The organism is Thalassospiraceae bacterium LMO-SO8 (assembly GCA_031655335.1).
In the GTDB taxonomy this organism is placed as follows: Bacteria; Pseudomonadota; Alphaproteobacteria; order Rhodospirillales; family Casp-alpha2; genus UBA1479.
This window is the reverse complement of record CP134226.1, coordinates 3,545,638-3,560,052: the sequence shown is the minus strand read 5'-3', so window position 1 is coordinate 3,560,052 and position 14,415 is coordinate 3,545,638. Positions and strand designations below refer to the sequence as shown.

The window sequence follows — 14,415 nt, the reverse complement described above, 5'->3', positions numbered from 1 at the left end:
TGCCGGGTGCCGGAAGCATTTGGCGCATCAAGGTACCATGCGCGGATAATCGCTGATGATTGTCGACCTGTCTGAAATCACCGATCCCGAAATCCATGAATTCGTCGACTATTGGGCATCGGTGAAGGGAGAGAGATTCGCGCCGTCCTGGAAGCAGTTCAACCTTTCCAGGTTGAACCCCAAGTTGGTGCCCTACGTCATTGTCGCCGACGCCGTATACGACCCTTCGGGACGCGAGGTGATCGATTTCGTCATCCGCTTTTGGGGAACGGGCCAGACAGAGTGGAAGGGCGCCGACAAGACCGGCAAACGAACCAGGGATTTCCCTCAATTCAGAGGCCCGGTCGGCTGGGAAGAATACCTGCGCGTCGTGCAGGAAAAACGGCCCATTGCCTCGCGGGACACCGTCTACCGGGAGCAATACGGAAAGCGCGTGAATATCGAGCAGACGCAGGTCCGGGTTCCCTTGTCCGACGATGGAATCAATGTGACCAAGGTCGCGACTTTCGGACACTGGTCGAAAGTCTGATCATCCGCCGCCGATGACCGGCGGTCGTCCGTGACCGTATGTGTTCGGTGTTACATTCAATCAATCAAACCTGATCATTCCCAAGGAGCAAGGCCTGCCATGTTGACCGTTCATACCCTCAGCGACCGGATTTGCGCCCACCGCGACAATGCCGGCCATGCGACCGAAGTGCCGCCGAACGCGCGGCTTTTGTTCTGCAACGGTCAGGTCGGCGCGCGCCTCGACGGCACCGTGCCGGACAGCCCGGCCGGGCAGGTTCGGGTGATCTTCGAGCGTATACAGATCATCCTGGAGGCCGCCGGCATGACGTTCGGGGACGTCGTCAAGTTCTCGGTCTACGTCACCGACAAGGCGATCCTGGACGACTATATCGAGGTGCGCCGCGCTTTCCTGGGCGAACATAACCCGCCGGCCACTTTCCTGGTGGTCGGTCCTTTTCCGCGCCCGGGCATTGAGGTCGAGATCGAGGCCATCGCCGCCAAGGCGGCCTAGGGCGTCGCCGCACCGCCCACGAGACGGGCGGCGTGGGTGAGCTTGTCCGGATTGCGGGTGATGTAGATCGCCACGATTTGACCCTCCTCGATCTCCAGCGCCGTGGTCTGCAAGACGTCGCCGCGCCCTTGGCTGATGTAGCCGGGCAGGCCGTCGATCCACACCGGCCGGATGTCGCTGGGCATTTTGTCGGCGAACTTGCGGCTGAGGCCCGCGAACAGGCGCAGCGCCCGCTCCAGACCGACGATGGGGTTGCGGAAGGCCAGTACCTTGCCGCCGCCGTCCGACAGAATCACCACGTTTTCCGCCAGCAGGCCGCGCAGATCGTCGATGTCGCCCTTGGTCGAGGCGGTAAAGAAGGCCTGGGCGATGCGCGCGCCCTCTTCGCGACTGACCTGATAGCGTGGGCGGCCGCCGCGCACATGCTTGCGGGCGCGGGCGGCCAGTTGGCGCACGGCGGCGGGGTCCCGGTCGAGCGTCGCCGCGACCTCTCCCAGCGGCACATCGAACACGTCGTGCAGCAGAAAGGCCGCGCGCTCCAGCGGCGACAACCGCTCCAGGGCCAGCATCAGGGTCAGGGTCACCTCGTCCGCCCGCAGGGCGTCGTCGTCCGGTTCGACAACGGGTTCTGGCAGCCAGGGCCCGATATAGGTTTCCCGCCGCGCCCGGGCGGACTTCAGAACGTCCAGGCACAGCCGCGTGACGATGCGGGTCAGGTAGGCACCCGGCGTGGCGACCGTGTCCCGGTCGGCCCGCCGCCAGCGCAGCCAGGCCTCCTGCACGATGTCCTCGGCCTCCAGCATCGAGCCCAGCATGCGGTAGGCGAGGCGCACCAGCCGGGGGCGGTGCGCCTCAAACACATGGGTGTCGCCGTCAGGCCGCGTCACCGATGTCCTCCAGCGGATGCGCCGCGCGGAAGCCGACCTGTAGGCGGTTCCATACGTTGATGGCGCCGACCGCCAGGGTCAGGTTGACCTGTTCGGCCTCGGTGAACTCGGCCTTCACCAGGTCGTAGTCCACGTCCGGGGCCCCCGTTTCCGCGAGCCGGGTCAGGGCCTCGGTCCAGGCCAGGGCCGCCCGTTCGCGCGGGCTGTACAGCGTGGATTCCCGCCAGGCGTTCAACATGTACAGGCGCATTTCGCTTTCACCGTGCTTGCGCAGGTCGGTCGTGTGCATGTGGATGCAGAAGGCGCAGCCGTTGATCTGCGACGCGCGCAGCTTGACCAGTTCCAGAAGGTTATGGTCGAGCCCGCTGGCGGCAAGGGCGGCTTCCAGCGCCATCATCGCCTTGATGGGGGCTTGGGCCAGTTTGTAGGGGTCGTTCAGGCGCGGTGTCATGGTCGTCTCCATCGTCAAAAAGGGGGGATATGCCCGGATGACGAGATGGCGGCGGCGATTGTGACATGCGGCGGAAAAAAGTTTCGGCGTAGGGCCCGTCAGGGTGCCCGCGACCGCAGGGCGTCGAAGCTCCATTTCCCGCCGCCGGCGGCCGCGATGTAGAGGAACGCGAAGCAGTACAGCACCGCCAGTTCGCCCCAGTTCAAGATGGGGAAGAAGCTGATCGGGAAATGTTCGTGGAAATACGCCACGGCCATGGTCCCGGAACAGATGAAGGCGGCCGGCCGGGTGAACAGACCGATCGCGACCAGGGCGCCGCCGACCAGTTCGACCATCCCGGCGGCGCCGATCAGGGAAAAGGGATCGACGCCGCTGTATTTCGTGACCGGGAAGCTCAGGAATTTCGTGGTGCCGTGTTGCAGGAACAACAAGCCCGTCATGAGACGGAGAAGACTGTAAAGGTGGTCCTTGAAGGGGTTCAGGAATTTCACGGCGGCCTCCTTGGTTGGAACGCGATGTTTCGCAGAGCCGCGGGCGCATCATCGTCGTTGCGTGCGTGGCGGTTATTTCAGGGCGACCGGCTGGCCGTGCGGCGTCGCCAGATAGGCGTCGCGCCATTCGTCCGCGCGGGTGGCGACCTCGTCACCCAAGGCCAGGCCCTTGTCGGCGCACAGCCGTTCCAGCGCCGCCAGCCAGTGGTTGTAATAGGTCTCGCCCGTGTCCGGGTCGCCCGCCGCCTGGGCGCGCTTGATCTCGGCACCCAGCGTATTGGCCCATTCGTCGGCGGTAAAAATACCTTTGTCGATCAACGCGTTGGCAAGGGCGAAGGCCTGGGCCTGCCAGGGTTCGCAGAACGCGGGACCGTCTTCCTGTTTCAGGGCGGTCATGCCGGCTCCAGGTAAGGTTCCCAAAGATCGGCATAGACGGACGATTTGGCGTCGCCGTCGGGGCCCCAAAGCTCGTCGCCCTCGAACCGCACGGAATAAAGCGGATAGCCCTCCGTAACATCCGGCGTATGCGTGTCGGGATAGACGTGGATGCCGTGCAGGCGCTGGATCACGCCGACCCGCCCCCGGGTGTAGCGGGGGGCCCGGGTATGCCCTTTGGGATGGAAGTTTCTGACACGCACGGCATCGCCGACGGCGTATTGCGCCTGAACCGGCGCGTCGATATCCGCCGGCCCGCCGGCCTTGACGGCGTTCAGGGCTTCGTCCGGGCCGGGTACATGGATGGAATTCGGGGCCGGTCCCTGCGGCTTGCCCGTCGCCATTTCCTCGGCCGTGACCAGACCCGATTCCTTCAGCAGGACTTCCGTGCCGGTCAGCCAGTTTTCATAGTAGGTGTTCATCAGATAGCGGGCCGGGTGCTGGCGTTCGCGCGAATGGCGGCCCATGTCGATGTTCCAGCGGCCGAGCAGGGCCGTCGCCAGGGTCAGAGAGAACGCCTTGCGCTCCCAATCGGCGTGGAACACGGGTTCCTCGTCCTGGGGCTCCGGGTTGATGGGGCCGAGGCCGTGCATCCCGCCGAGATCGTGGCCGCTGTTCATTCCGCCGCTCCCTTCAGTTCCTCGGGCGATCTGGCTTGCTCAACCCCGATCATGGAATTGCGGGTGACCAGCTGTTCCAGTTGTTCCGCGGTCCAGCCGTCGGTGCCGGCGGGGCGTTCGGGGATGACGAGGTAGCGCATTTCCGACGTCGAATCCCACACCCGGACGTCCACGTCGGGGGCCAGCGTGGTGCCGAATTCGGCCAAGACCCCGCGCGGGTCCGCCACGGCGCGGGACCGATAGGGGGCGGATTTGTACCACACGGGCGGCAGGCCCAGGACGGTCCAGGGATAGCAGGAGCACAGCGTGCAGACGACCAGGTTATGCACCTTGGGACCGTTTTCCACGCAGACCATGTGTTCGCCCTGGCGACCCTTGAAGCCGAAGTCGCCGATGGCGGCGCTGGCGTCGTCTTGCAGCCACTGGCGGTAGGCGGGATCGGTCCAGGCGCGGGCCACGACCTTCTTGCCGTTCTGCGGGCCGACGTGGTGTTCGTAGCGATCGACCAGGGCGTCCAGGGTGGCGGGGTCGACCAGACCCTTTTCCACCAGAAGGCTTTCCAGGGACTTCACGCGGAGTTCGATGTCCGATGGCGGCTCCGTATGGTCGTGATCGTGGTCGTGTCCGTCATGCGGCATGCGATTCTCCCAATTTGTCTGCGCCCAAGGATGCGGGCGGGGGGATGATACAGCCTGAGGTGCGCGTTCAACAATGCCGGAGAACCTGCTTTGGCCCGGAATCCCCGGGGTTATCCACGGCAATCTTTCCGACGGTGGACAACTGGGCGCAATCGGTTTCCGCGCGCCCGCCGAAGTGTGGAATTATTCTTCCCATGTCCCACGCCGATTTCGTCCACCTGCGGGTCCATTCCGCCTATTCCCTGTCCGAAGGCGCCATCCGTCTGAAGGACCTGGCCAAGATGTGCCGGTCCATGGACATGCCGGCGGTCGCCGTGACCGACACCAACAACCTGTTCGGGGCCCTGGAATTCTCCCTGGCGGCCACGGACAAGGGTATCCAGCCGATCATCGGCTGCCAGATATCCGTGCAGATGGAGGCCGAAGAAGGCAACGGTCATGCCTTGGGGCAATCCAACGGCGGCGGGCGTCGCGAGCGCGCGCCCTCGGTGGTTCTGCTGGTCCAGAACCCGGAAGGCTACCGCAACCTGTTGCAGATGCTGAAGGTCGCCTATCTGGACGGCGACGACGCTGAGGAGACGGCGATCTCGCTGGAGACCCTGTTGCGACACAACGCCGGCCTGATCCTGCTGACCGGCGGGCCCGGCGGGCCGGTCGGGCGGTTGCTGCAACAGGGCAAGGGCGACGCCGCGCGCGACCTGCTGACGCGGCTCGCCGCCGCCTACGATGGGCGCACCTACGTGGAAATCCTGCGCCACGGCATGACGGCGGAGGAACAGACCGAAGGGGCGTTCCTCGACCTGGCCTACAGCCTGGACCTGCCGCTGGTCGCGACCAACGAGTGTTTTTACCCGACGCCTGACATGTTCGAGGCCCATGACGCCCTGATCTGCATCGCGGAGAGCGCCTATGTCTCGGAAACCGAACGCCGCCGCCTGACCCCGGAACATTGGTTCAAGGGTGCCGCCGACATGCGCCGGGTGTTCGAGGACCTGCCCGAAGCGGTCGACAACACCCTGGTCATCGCCAGGCGCTGCGCCTTCATGGTCGAAAAGATCGCGCCGATCCTGCCGCCCTTCGACTGCGGCGAGGGCCGCACGGAAGAGGACGAACTGCGCGCCCAGGCCCTGGCCGGGCTGGAAAAGCGCCTCGTCACCCATGTGTTCACCGAAGGCATGGACGACGCCGCGCGGGACGCGGCGGCCAAGCCCTACCGCGAGCGCCTGGATTACGAGCTCGGCGTCATTAACGAGATGGGCTTTCCGGGATACTTCCTGATCGTCGCCGACTTCATCGGCTGGGCCAAGGACAAGGGTATTCCCGTCGGCCCGGGCCGCGGCTCCGGCGCCGGGTCCGTCGTCGCCTGGTCCTTGTTGATCACCGATCTGGACCCGCTGCGCTTCGGCCTGCTGTTCGAACGCTTCCTCAACCCGGAACGCGTGTCCATGCCCGACTTCGACATCGACTTCTGCCAGGACCGGCGGGACGAGGTCATCCGCTACGTCCAGAAAAAATACGGCGACGACCACGTCGCGCAGATCATCACCTTCGGAAAGCTACAGGCCCGCGCCGTGCTGCGCGACGTCGGCCGCGTGTTGCAGATGCCCTATGGTTATATCGATAAAATCTGCAAGCTGGTGCCCAACAACCCGGCCAATCCGGTGACCCTGGGCGAGGCCGTCGAGGGCGAGCCGCAGATCCGCCAGATGATGAAGGAAGACCCCCAGGTCCAGCATCTGGTCGACCTGGCCATGAAGCTGGAGGGGCTGTTCCGCCATGCCTCGACCCACGCCGCCGGCGTGGTCATCGGCGACCGGCCGTTGCAGGAACTGATCCCGCTGTACCGCGATCCGCGTTCCGACCTGCCGGTCACGGGCTTCAACATGAAGTTCGTGGAAAGCGCCGGGCTGGTGAAGTTCGACTTTTTGGGCCTCAAGACCCTGACGGTGCTGTCGACGGCCGTGGATCTGTGCCGCGAAAAGGGGGTCGAGATCGACCTCACGACCATCCCGCTGGACGACACGGCAACCTTCGAGATGATCGGCCGCGGCGAGACGACCGGGGTGTTCCAGTTGGAAAGCCAGGGCATGCGCGACGTTTTGCGCCAGATGAAGGCCGACACCTTCGAGGACATCATCGCCGTCGTGGCGCTGTACCGCCCGGGCCCCATGGACAACATCCCAAGCTACATCGCCCGCAAGAAGGGCGACGAGGTGCCCGACTACCTGCACCCGATCCTGGAGCCGATCCTGACGGAAACCTTCGGCATCATGATCTACCAGGAACAGGTCATGCAGGCGGCGCAGTTGCTGTCCGGCTACACCCTCGGCGGCGCCGACCTTCTGCGCCGCGCCATGGGCAAGAAGATCAAGGAGGAGATGGACCAGCAGCGCCAATTGTTCGTCGACGGCGCCGTGCAGCGCGACGTCGACGGCCGCAAGGCGTCGGACATTTTCGATCAGGTCGCCAAGTTCGCGGGCTACGGCTTCAACAAGTCGCACGCCGCCGCCTATGCCCTGGTTGCCTATCAGACGGCCTATCTGAAGGCCAACCACCCGGTCGAATTCCTCGCCGCCTCCATGACCCTCGACCAGCACAACACGGACAAGCTCAACGTGTTCAAGCAGGAACTGGACCGCATGGGCGTGGACCTGCTGTCGCCTGACGTCAACAAATCGCAGGTCAAGTTCTCGGTCGAGCGCGAAAACGGCGGCAGCGCCATCCGCTATGCGCTCGCCGCCATCAAGAACGTGGGCGAGGGCGCCATGGCGTCGTTGGTCGAGGCGCGCAAGGAAGGTGGGCCGTTCAAGGACGTCGCCGACTTCGCCCACCGCCTGGACCCCAAGGTCATCAACAAGCGGCAGATGGAAAACCTGATCCGCGCCGGCGCGCTGGACAGCCTCAATCCCAACCGCCGTCAATTGTTCACGGGGCTGGAACGCATTCTGAAGGAAGCGGTCAGCGCCCATCAGGACCGCACCTCCGACCAGATGGGCCTGTTCGGCGGGGGCGGGGGCAGCGACGCCCCCGAGGTGCCGGACATCCGCCTCGACAACATCGCCGACTGGACGCCCATGGACCGGCTCAAGGAAGAATTCGACGCCGTCGGCTTCTATCTGTCGTCGCACCCGCTCGCGACCTACGAAAGCATGCTGGAAAAGCACAAGGTCATGAGTTACGTCGAAATTCTGACCGCCGCCCGGCCCGGCCACCGGCGCATGGCCGGCACCCTGGTCGCGATGAAGGAACGCACCTCGGCCAAGGGCTCGCGCTATGCCTTCGTCAGTTTCTCGGACACCACGGGCACGTTCGAGGCGATCATGTTCTCGGAAGTCCTGTCCGCCGCCCGCGAACATCTGACCGAAGGCAATTCGTTCCTGATCGAGATGGAAGTGCAGATCGAGGCCGAAGCCCCCCGGTTCATGGTCCAGGGCCTGCGCCCGCTGGAAAGTGCGGCGTTGAACGCCGTCGGCTCCGTCACAGTAGTGATCGGCGGGGCAAGCCCGCTGGCGCCGCTGCGCGAGGTGCTGGAAAGCCAGGGCAGGGGACAGGTGCCGGTCTATGTCGTGCCCCGGCTGGAGGACAACCGCGAGGTCGTGTTGTCGCTGAACGACCGCTACGCCGTGTCGCCGGCCGTGATCCAGGCGATCAAGTCGGTCCAGGGCGTGCTTGAGGTCGTCGAGGGCTGAGCGTCCTTCGCCGGAACGTCACGCTTTTTTCCCTTGATCGGGCCGTGCTGCCCCTGTAAACCCACGCCCATATCGCACGCGGGGACGCGGCGCCCGTGCAAATTCACGGGATTTGCCGCTCCGGTGTTCGGTCATGGGACCGAATGACACCCTGCGGAGGCATAACCGGAGAAGAGATTATCATGGCGATTCCGTCGTTCACCATGCGTCAGCTGTTGGAAGCCGGCGTTCACTTTGGTCACAGCACCCGTCGTTGGAACCCGAAAATGGCGTCGTACCTGTACGGCGACCGCAACGGCATCCACATCATCGACCTGCAGCAGACCGTTCCCTTGCTTCACCAGGCCCTTGCCGCCGTGCGCGACGTCGTCGCGTCCAACGGCCGCATCCTGTTCGTCGGCACCAAGCGCGCGGCCTCGCCGCGGGTCGCCGAAGCCGCCAAGAAGTGCGGGCAGTATTACGTCAACCACCGCTGGCTCGGCGGCATGCTGACCAACTGGCAGACCATCTCCAAGTCCATCGCCCGCCTGCGCGAGCTGGACAGCAAGCTGGGCGGCCAGGAAGTTCAGGGCCTGACCAAGCGCGAACAGCTCGGCCTGACCCGCGAGCAGGAAAAGCTTGAGCGCGCGCTGGGCGGCATCAAGGAAATGGGCGGCCTGCCGGACATCATTTTCGTGATCGACACCAATAAGGAAGACATCGCCGTCGCCGAAGCCAACAAGCTGGGCATTCCGGTCGTCGGCGTCATCGATTCCAACAGCAATCCGGCCGGCATCACCTATCCGATCCCGGGCAACGACGACGCGATCCGCGCGATCTCCATGTACTGCAACCTGGTCGCCGATTCCGTGTTGGACGGCCTGTCCGCGTCGCTGACCGCCAAGGGTGTTGATCTGGGCGCCGACGAGAACGCCGGTGGCGCCATCGAACCGGCGGTTGCCGAAGAGGCTGCCGTGGAAGCGGCTCCCGAAGCGGCCGCGACGCCCGAAACCCCCGCCGAAGGCGAGGAAGCCCAGCCGGCTTCCTGACCCGCCTTTACGGGCACGGGCCGAAGACACGATCTGAAGAGAAGGTAGAACCATGGCAGAAATCACTGCGGCTCTCGTCAAGGAGCTTCGCGAACAAACCGGCGCCGGCATGATGGATTGCAAGAAGGCGTTGGCCGAAACCGGCGGCGACCTGGACCAGGCCGTCGACTGGCTGCGCACCAAGGGGCTGTCCGCCGCCGCCAAGAAATCCGGCCGCGTCGCCGCCGAAGGTCTGGTGGCCGTTGCCGTCGACGGCAACAAGGGTGCGGTCGTCGAAGTGAACTCGGAAACCGACTTCGTGTCGCGCAACGAGCAGTTCCAGGAGTTCGTCCGTGGCGTTGCGTCCCTGGCGCTGGCCGCCGACGGCGATTTGGACAAGCTTTTGGCCGCCGATTACCCGGGGACCGGCCGCACGGTCGCCGATCAGCTGACCCACATGATCGCCACCATCGGCGAGAACATGACCATCCGCCGCTGTGACGTGATGTCCGTCGGCAACGGTGTCCTGTCGACCTATGTCCATAACGCCATGGCCGACGGCATCGGCAAGATCGCCGTCCTGGTCGGCCTGGAATCGACCGGCGACAAGGGCAAGCTGGAAGCCTTCGGCAAGCAGATCGCCATGCACGTCGCGGCGGCCAAGCCGCAGTCCGTGTCGCGTGACGAACTGGACCCGGAAATTCTCGAGCGCGAACGCGTCGTGCTGTCGGAACAGGCCCGCGAATCGGGCAAGCCGGAAGAGATCATCGGCAAGATGGTCGAGGGCCGTCTGCGCAAGTTCTACGAAGAGGTCTGCCTGCTTGATCAGACCTTCGTGATCGATGGCGAAACCCAGGTTTCGAAGGCCGTTGAGGCCGCCGGGAAGGATGCCGGTGGCGCCATTTCCATCAATGGTTTCAAGATGTTCGTTCTTGGCGAAGGCATCGAGAAGGAAGCCGGCGACTTCGCCGCCGAGGTCGCGGCCGCGGCCGGGTCCTGATCCTTCGACGCGGCGTCCCGGCGGCTTTTCCGGGCGCCGGGCAAGACGCCGTCCGACGGGTGATGTAGACTGTCACCCGGAACTCATTCCCGCCGCCGGTTTCCCACCAAATGGGCCGGCGGCGGATTTTGATGGAAGAGCGCGAGTGTCCCCAGTGTCCGAGGAACCGAAATACCGGCGCGTGTTGTTGAAACTGTCGGGCGAGGCCCTGATGGGCCAGCGCGATTACGGCCTGGACCCGGACATGGTCGGGCGCATCTGCGACGAGGTCGCCACCGTCCATGACATGGGCGTTCAGGTTTGTCTCGTCATTGGTGCGGGCAACATCTTCCGCGGCATGTCGTCGTCGGCCGAGGGCATCGAACGCACCAGCGCCGACTACATGGGCATGCTGGCGACGGTGATGAACGCGCTGGCGGTGCAAAGCGTCCTGGAATCGAAGGGCGTGGACACGCGGGTGCAGTCCGCCATTCCCATGCAGACCGTGTGCGAGCCCTATATCCGGCGGCGCGCCGTGCGCCATATGGAAAAGGGGCGGGTGGTGATCTTCGCCGCCGGCACGGGCAACCCGTTCTTCACCACCGATACGGCGGCGGCGCTACGCGCGGTGGAGATGGGCTGCGACGCGCTTTTGAAAGGCACGCAGGTCGACGGCATCTATGATTCCGACCCCAAGACCAACCCGGACGCCGTGCGCTACGACAATCTGAAATACCAGGATGTGCTGGCCCGCGACCTCAAGGTCATGGATACCTCGGCGATCGCGCTGGCGCGTGACAACCGGGTTCCCATCCTCGTGTTTTCAATTCACAATCCCGGAGAATTCTCCAAGGTTATCAACGGGGAGGGGCGGTTCACTCTGGTCGATTGACCGGGCGCCGGCCGGCCCTCCGGGACCGTACCGACGCGGCCGCATAGGGAGGAAATTATGGCGGAATTCAATATTTCAAATCTGAAGGCGGACATCGCACGGCGCATGGAAGGGGCCATTGACGCCTTGCATCGCGAATTGGGCGGTCTGCGCACCGGGCGGGCGTCCACCAGCCTGCTGGAACCGGTGAACGTGCAGGCTTACGGCTCCGAAATGCCGATGAACCAGGTCGGCACCATCGGCGTGCCGGAACCCCGCATGCTGACCGTGCAGGTCTGGGACCGGGGCCTTGTCGGGGCCGTTGAAAAGGCCATCCGCGATTCCGGCCTGGGGCTCAACCCGGCGGCCGACGGCCAACTCGTGCGCGTGCCGATCCCGGCCCTGACCGAGGAACGCCGCACCGAACTGGGCAAGGTCGCCCATAAATATGCCGAAGAGGCGCGCATTTCCGTGCGCAACGTGCGCCGCCACGCCATGGACGAACTGAAGAACGCGGAAAAGGCGGGCGACATCTCGGAAGACGCCTTTCACGGCTATACGGACGAGGTGCAGAAGCTGACAGACGAACACGTCTCCAAGATCGACGAGATCGTCGCCAACAAAGAAATCGAAATCATGCAGGTTTGACGCAGATGCCGACCGTCCCTCTTCAAGTCACCGACGTACCGGCAAATCCGGTTCACGTCGCCGTCATCATGGACGGCAACGGGCGTTGGGCGAAGGGCAGGGGATTGCCGCGCACCGCCGGACACAAGGCCGGCGCCGAAGCCGTGCGACGGACGGTGAAGGCGGCGGTCAGTCTAGGCGTGCCCTACCTGACCCTGTTCGGGTTTTCGTCGGAAAACTGGAATCGGCCGGTCGGCGAAATCGGCGACCTGATGGGTTTGCTGCGGCTTTATCTGCGCAAGGAAATCGGCGAACTTGACCGCGAGGGCGTGCGCCTTCGCATCATCGGCGAGCGCGCGCGGTTCGACGAAGACATCCAGCGCCTGATCGCCAACGCCGAGGAGCGCACCCGGGGCAACACGCAACTCAACCTGACGATCGCGCTCAGCTACGGCGGGCGGCAGGAAATCCTGGGCGCGGCCCGGGCCCTGGCGGAACAGGTTCTGCGCGGCGAGATCGCCCCGGAAGACATCGACGAAACCCGGTTTGAGAGCGCGCTTTTCACCGCCGGCCTGCCGGAGCCGGACCTGTTGATCCGGACCAGCGGTGAGCAGCGCATCAGCAACTTTCTGCTGTGGCAGGTCGCCTATGCGGAATTCGTGTTTACCGACGTTCTGTGGCCCGACTTCGGTCACGAACAGCTTGCCGAGGCGCTGGGTGATTTCCGCGGCAGGGAACGCCGTTTCGGCGGCGTCACGAGCTCTTAAGTCTCTTGGCGGATTGAACTTTGGCCCTTTCGGAATTTTACAAGCGGGTGCTGTCTGCTGCGGTCTTGCTGCCGCCCGTGGTCGCCGCCGTTTATGCAGGGCCGCCCTGGTACACGATCCTGGTCGTCCTGTTCACCGCCGCCATGATGTGGGAATGGCTTGTCATGGCCCGCACGCAGGTGCTCTGGCTGGCCCTGGGTTCGGCCTACATCCTGGGCGCCGCCTATGTTCTGTTCCTCATGCGGGGCGACGGTGACGCGGGGCGCAGCCTGATCCTGTTCCTGTTCGTCGTCACCTGGATGACGGATACCGGCGCCTATTTGACCGGGCGGACCCTCGGCGGCCCGAAACTGGCGCCACGGATCAGCCCGTCAAAGACGATTTCCGGGGCCGTCGGCGGTTTGCTGGCTGGGGTCGGGGCCGGTATCCTGGTATGGTACCTGACCGGCGGGGTGATCGACGGACAGATCGCCATCGCCGCCATCGTCGGCAGTATCGCCTGTCAGGTCGGTGACCTTCTGGAATCGGCGGCTAAGCGCCATTTCGGGGTCAAGGATTCGGGGCATCTGATCCCCGGTCACGGTGGTGTGCTTGATCGGGTCGACGGCCTTTTGGCGGCGGCCCTGGCGGTTGCAGGCACGGGAATTTGGCGTTGAGGCAGGGACTTTAGGAATGGATTTGGCCTTACAACCGGATGCGACGGCCCAAGCCGAGGACGCAGCCCCGCGCAGCGTCACCGTTCTGGGGGCGACCGGATCGGTCGGCTGCAACACGGTCGATATCCTGGCCCGCCATCCGGGCGCTTTTCAGGCCGAGGTGCTGACCGCGCATCGCAACGTCGATCTTTTGGCGGAACAGGCCGTGCGGCTGGGCGCCAGACGCGCGGTGATCGGCGATGACAGTAAGTACGCCGCCCTGAAATCGGCCTTGGCGGGCACGCCGGTCGAGGCGGCCGCCGGGGCTGAAGCCATTTCCGAAGCCGGCGACCAGCCGACCGACATCGTGGTCGCGGCAATCGTCGGCGCGGCGGGCTTGCCGCCGGTGCTCAAGGCGGTTCGCCGGGGCGCCACCGTGGCCTTCGCCAACAAGGAATGCCTGGTATCAGCCGGCGACCTGATGGTGCGTGAGGTCGCCACCCACGGCGCCACGCTGCTGCCGGTCGATTCCGAACACAGCGCGATCTTTCAGGTCTTCGATTTCGATCAGCCGGACAAGGTCCGGCGCATCGTGCTGACGGCGTCGGGCGGCCCGTTCCGCACCAAGCCGCGCGATGAATTGGCCGCGGTCACCCCGGCCCAGGCCGTTGCCCATCCCAATTGGGACATGGGGGCCAAGATTTCCGTCGACAGCGCCACCATGATGAACAAGGGGCTGGAACTGATTGAGGCCTTTCACCTGTTCCCGGTGCCGGAAGAGCGGATCGAGATCCTGGTGCATCCCCAATCGGTCATCCATTCCATGGTCGATTACGTCGACGGCTCCGTGCTGGCGCAGTTGGGCACGCCGGACATGCGCACGCCCATCGCCTTTGCCCTGGCCTGGCCGAAGCGGGTGGAAACCCCGGCGGCGCGCCTGGCGCTCGAGGACATCGGCACGCTGACCTTCGAGGCACCCGATCCCGTGCGTTTTCCGGCGCTGCGTCTGGCGCGCGAGGCATTGCGGGCGGGCAACAGCGCGCCTACCTTACTGAATGCCGCCAACGAGGTCGCCGTGGCTTGGTTCCTGGAAAGGGGACTGGGCTTTCTCAAGATCACGGAGGTCGTCGAACAAGTGCTGGAACGGGTGACCGTCCGGCCGCTCGACTCTCTCGACGACGTCTTCGCCGCGGATGCCGAAGCCCGCCGTGTCGCGGAGGAAATTGCTTCGAAATCAGTTGGTTAATTCCCGATTTTCGGGTATTTCACCGGCATGGGTTTCCGACAGGCCTGAAAT

16 protein-coding genes are annotated in these 14,415 nt (G+C 64.8%); 10 read left to right on the top strand and 6 right to left on the bottom strand.

Annotation, left to right across the window (positions count from 1 at the left end; translation table 11 throughout):
- Positions 1-55 precede the first annotated feature (55 nt).
- Both RJ527_17175 and RJ527_17170 read left to right on the top strand, forming a co-directional pair.
- Entirely contained in the window at positions 56-529 is a 474-nt protein-coding gene (locus tag RJ527_17175; GenBank protein ID WND75751.1) for a hypothetical protein, read from the top strand.
- A 99-nt stretch (positions 530-628) separates the two neighbouring features.
- Positions 629-1,021 carry a RidA family protein gene (locus RJ527_17170; GenBank protein WND75750.1) on the top strand — a complete coding sequence of 131 codons (393 nt, stop codon included), beginning with the start codon at positions 629-631 and terminating at the stop codon, positions 1,019-1,021.
- Here RJ527_17170 and RJ527_17165 read toward each other — a convergent pair.
- The 6 genes from RJ527_17165 to nthA all read right to left on the bottom strand — a co-directional run bounded on the left by RJ527_17165 (position 1,018) and on the right by nthA (position 4,543).
- On the bottom strand, positions 1,018-1,908 hold the full coding sequence (locus RJ527_17165; protein ID WND75749.1) for a sigma-70 family RNA polymerase sigma factor: 891 nt from the start codon (positions 1,906-1,908) through the stop codon (positions 1,018-1,020). The genes RJ527_17170 and RJ527_17165 overlap by 4 nt on opposite strands.
- Positions 1,895-2,359 carry a carboxymuconolactone decarboxylase family protein gene (locus RJ527_17160; GenBank protein ID WND75748.1) on the bottom strand — a complete coding sequence of 155 codons (465 nt, stop codon included), beginning with the start codon at positions 2,357-2,359 and terminating at the stop codon, positions 1,895-1,897. Before RJ527_17160 ends, RJ527_17165 begins: the two co-directional genes overlap by 14 nt.
- A 98-nt stretch (positions 2,360-2,457) precedes the next feature.
- Positions 2,458-2,799, bottom strand: coding sequence for a DoxX family protein (locus RJ527_17155; GenBank protein ID WND78079.1), 342 nt, complete (start codon positions 2,797-2,799; stop codon positions 2,458-2,460).
- A 123-nt stretch (positions 2,800-2,922) separates the two neighbouring features.
- On the bottom strand, positions 2,923-3,246 hold the full coding sequence (locus RJ527_17150) for a nitrile hydratase accessory protein (protein WND75747.1): 324 nt from the start codon (positions 3,244-3,246) through the stop codon (positions 2,923-2,925).
- Positions 3,243-3,905, bottom strand: coding sequence for a nitrile hydratase subunit beta (gene nthB / locus RJ527_17145; GenBank protein WND75746.1), 663 nt, complete (start codon positions 3,903-3,905; stop codon positions 3,243-3,245). Before nthB ends, RJ527_17150 begins: the two co-directional genes overlap by 4 nt.
- Positions 3,902-4,543, bottom strand: coding sequence for a nitrile hydratase subunit alpha (nthA, locus tag RJ527_17140; GenBank protein WND75745.1), 642 nt, complete (start codon positions 4,541-4,543; stop codon positions 3,902-3,904). The genes nthB and nthA overlap by 4 nt, the downstream gene beginning before the upstream one ends.
- A gap of 194 nt (positions 4,544-4,737) precedes the next feature.
- On the opposite strand from nthA, the gene dnaE reads away from it, so the two are divergent.
- The 8 genes from dnaE to RJ527_17100 all read left to right on the top strand — a co-directional run bounded on the left by dnaE (position 4,738) and on the right by RJ527_17100 (position 14,364).
- Positions 4,738-8,232 (top strand): DNA polymerase III subunit alpha, encoded by a 3,495-nt coding sequence (gene dnaE / locus RJ527_17135; GenBank protein WND75744.1) that lies wholly within the window; start codon positions 4,738-4,740, stop codon positions 8,230-8,232.
- A 182-nt stretch (positions 8,233-8,414) separates the two neighbouring features.
- Positions 8,415-9,260, top strand: a complete 846-nt coding sequence (gene rpsB / locus RJ527_17130) for a 30S ribosomal protein S2 (protein WND75743.1) — start codon at positions 8,415-8,417, stop codon at positions 9,258-9,260.
- Between the two features lie 52 nt (positions 9,261-9,312).
- Positions 9,313-10,239 carry a translation elongation factor Ts gene (gene tsf / locus RJ527_17125; protein WND75742.1) on the top strand — a complete coding sequence of 309 codons (927 nt, stop codon included), beginning with the start codon at positions 9,313-9,315 and terminating at the stop codon, positions 10,237-10,239.
- 211 nt (positions 10,240-10,450) lie between these two features.
- A complete protein-coding gene (gene pyrH, locus RJ527_17120; protein ID WND78078.1) occupies positions 10,451-11,110 on the top strand; it encodes a UMP kinase in 660 nt (219 codons plus the stop codon).
- Between the two features lie 57 nt (positions 11,111-11,167).
- Positions 11,168-11,737 carry a ribosome recycling factor gene (gene frr / locus RJ527_17115; GenBank protein WND75741.1) on the top strand — a complete coding sequence of 190 codons (570 nt, stop codon included), beginning with the start codon at positions 11,168-11,170 and terminating at the stop codon, positions 11,735-11,737.
- Positions 11,738-11,742: 5 nt separating this feature from the next.
- On the top strand, positions 11,743-12,483 hold the full coding sequence (locus RJ527_17110) for an isoprenyl transferase (GenBank protein WND75740.1): 741 nt from the start codon (positions 11,743-11,745) through the stop codon (positions 12,481-12,483).
- Positions 12,484-12,530: 47 nt separating this feature from the next.
- Entirely contained in the window at positions 12,531-13,139 is a 609-nt protein-coding gene (locus tag RJ527_17105; GenBank protein WND75739.1) for a phosphatidate cytidylyltransferase, read from the top strand.
- Between the two features lie 16 nt (positions 13,140-13,155).
- On the top strand, positions 13,156-14,364 hold the full coding sequence (locus RJ527_17100; GenBank protein WND75738.1) for a 1-deoxy-D-xylulose-5-phosphate reductoisomerase: 1,209 nt from the start codon (positions 13,156-13,158) through the stop codon (positions 14,362-14,364).
- The last annotated feature ends 51 nt before the right edge of the window (positions 14,365-14,415 follow it).

What these genes read in the sequence shown, in the direction of transcription:
- RJ527_17175 (WND75751.1), top strand. Translation starts at nt 56, where the DNA reads ATGATTGTCGACCTGTCTGAAATCACCGATCCCGAAATCCATGAATTC.
- RJ527_17170 (WND75750.1), top strand. Translation starts at nt 629, where the DNA reads ATGTTGACCGTTCATACCCTCAGCGACCGGATTTGCGCCCACCGCGAC.
- RJ527_17160 (WND75748.1), bottom strand. Translation starts at nt 2,359, where the DNA reads ATGACACCGCGCCTGAACGACCCCTACAAACTGGCCCAAGCCCCCATC.
- RJ527_17155 (WND78079.1), bottom strand. Translation starts at nt 2,799, where the DNA reads ATGACGGGCTTGTTGTTCCTGCAACACGGCACCACGAAATTCCTGAGC.
- RJ527_17150 (WND75747.1), bottom strand. Translation starts at nt 3,246, where the DNA reads ATGACCGCCCTGAAACAGGAAGACGGTCCCGCGTTCTGCGAACCCTGG.
- nthB (WND75746.1), bottom strand. Translation starts at nt 3,905, where the DNA reads ATGAACAGCGGCCACGATCTCGGCGGGATGCACGGCCTCGGCCCCATC.
- nthA (WND75745.1), bottom strand. Translation starts at nt 4,543, where the DNA reads ATGCCGCATGACGGACACGACCACGATCACGACCATACGGAGCCGCCA.
- dnaE (WND75744.1), top strand. Translation starts at nt 4,738, where the DNA reads ATGTCCCACGCCGATTTCGTCCACCTGCGGGTCCATTCCGCCTATTCC.
- rpsB (WND75743.1), top strand. Translation starts at nt 8,415, where the DNA reads ATGGCGATTCCGTCGTTCACCATGCGTCAGCTGTTGGAAGCCGGCGTT.
- tsf (WND75742.1), top strand. Translation starts at nt 9,313, where the DNA reads ATGGCAGAAATCACTGCGGCTCTCGTCAAGGAGCTTCGCGAACAAACC.
- pyrH (WND78078.1), top strand. Translation starts at nt 10,451, where the DNA reads ATGGGCCAGCGCGATTACGGCCTGGACCCGGACATGGTCGGGCGCATC.
- frr (WND75741.1), top strand. Translation starts at nt 11,168, where the DNA reads ATGGCGGAATTCAATATTTCAAATCTGAAGGCGGACATCGCACGGCGC.
- RJ527_17110 (WND75740.1), top strand. Translation starts at nt 11,743, where the DNA reads ATGCCGACCGTCCCTCTTCAAGTCACCGACGTACCGGCAAATCCGGTT.
- RJ527_17100 (WND75738.1), top strand. Translation starts at nt 13,156, where the DNA reads ATGGATTTGGCCTTACAACCGGATGCGACGGCCCAAGCCGAGGACGCA.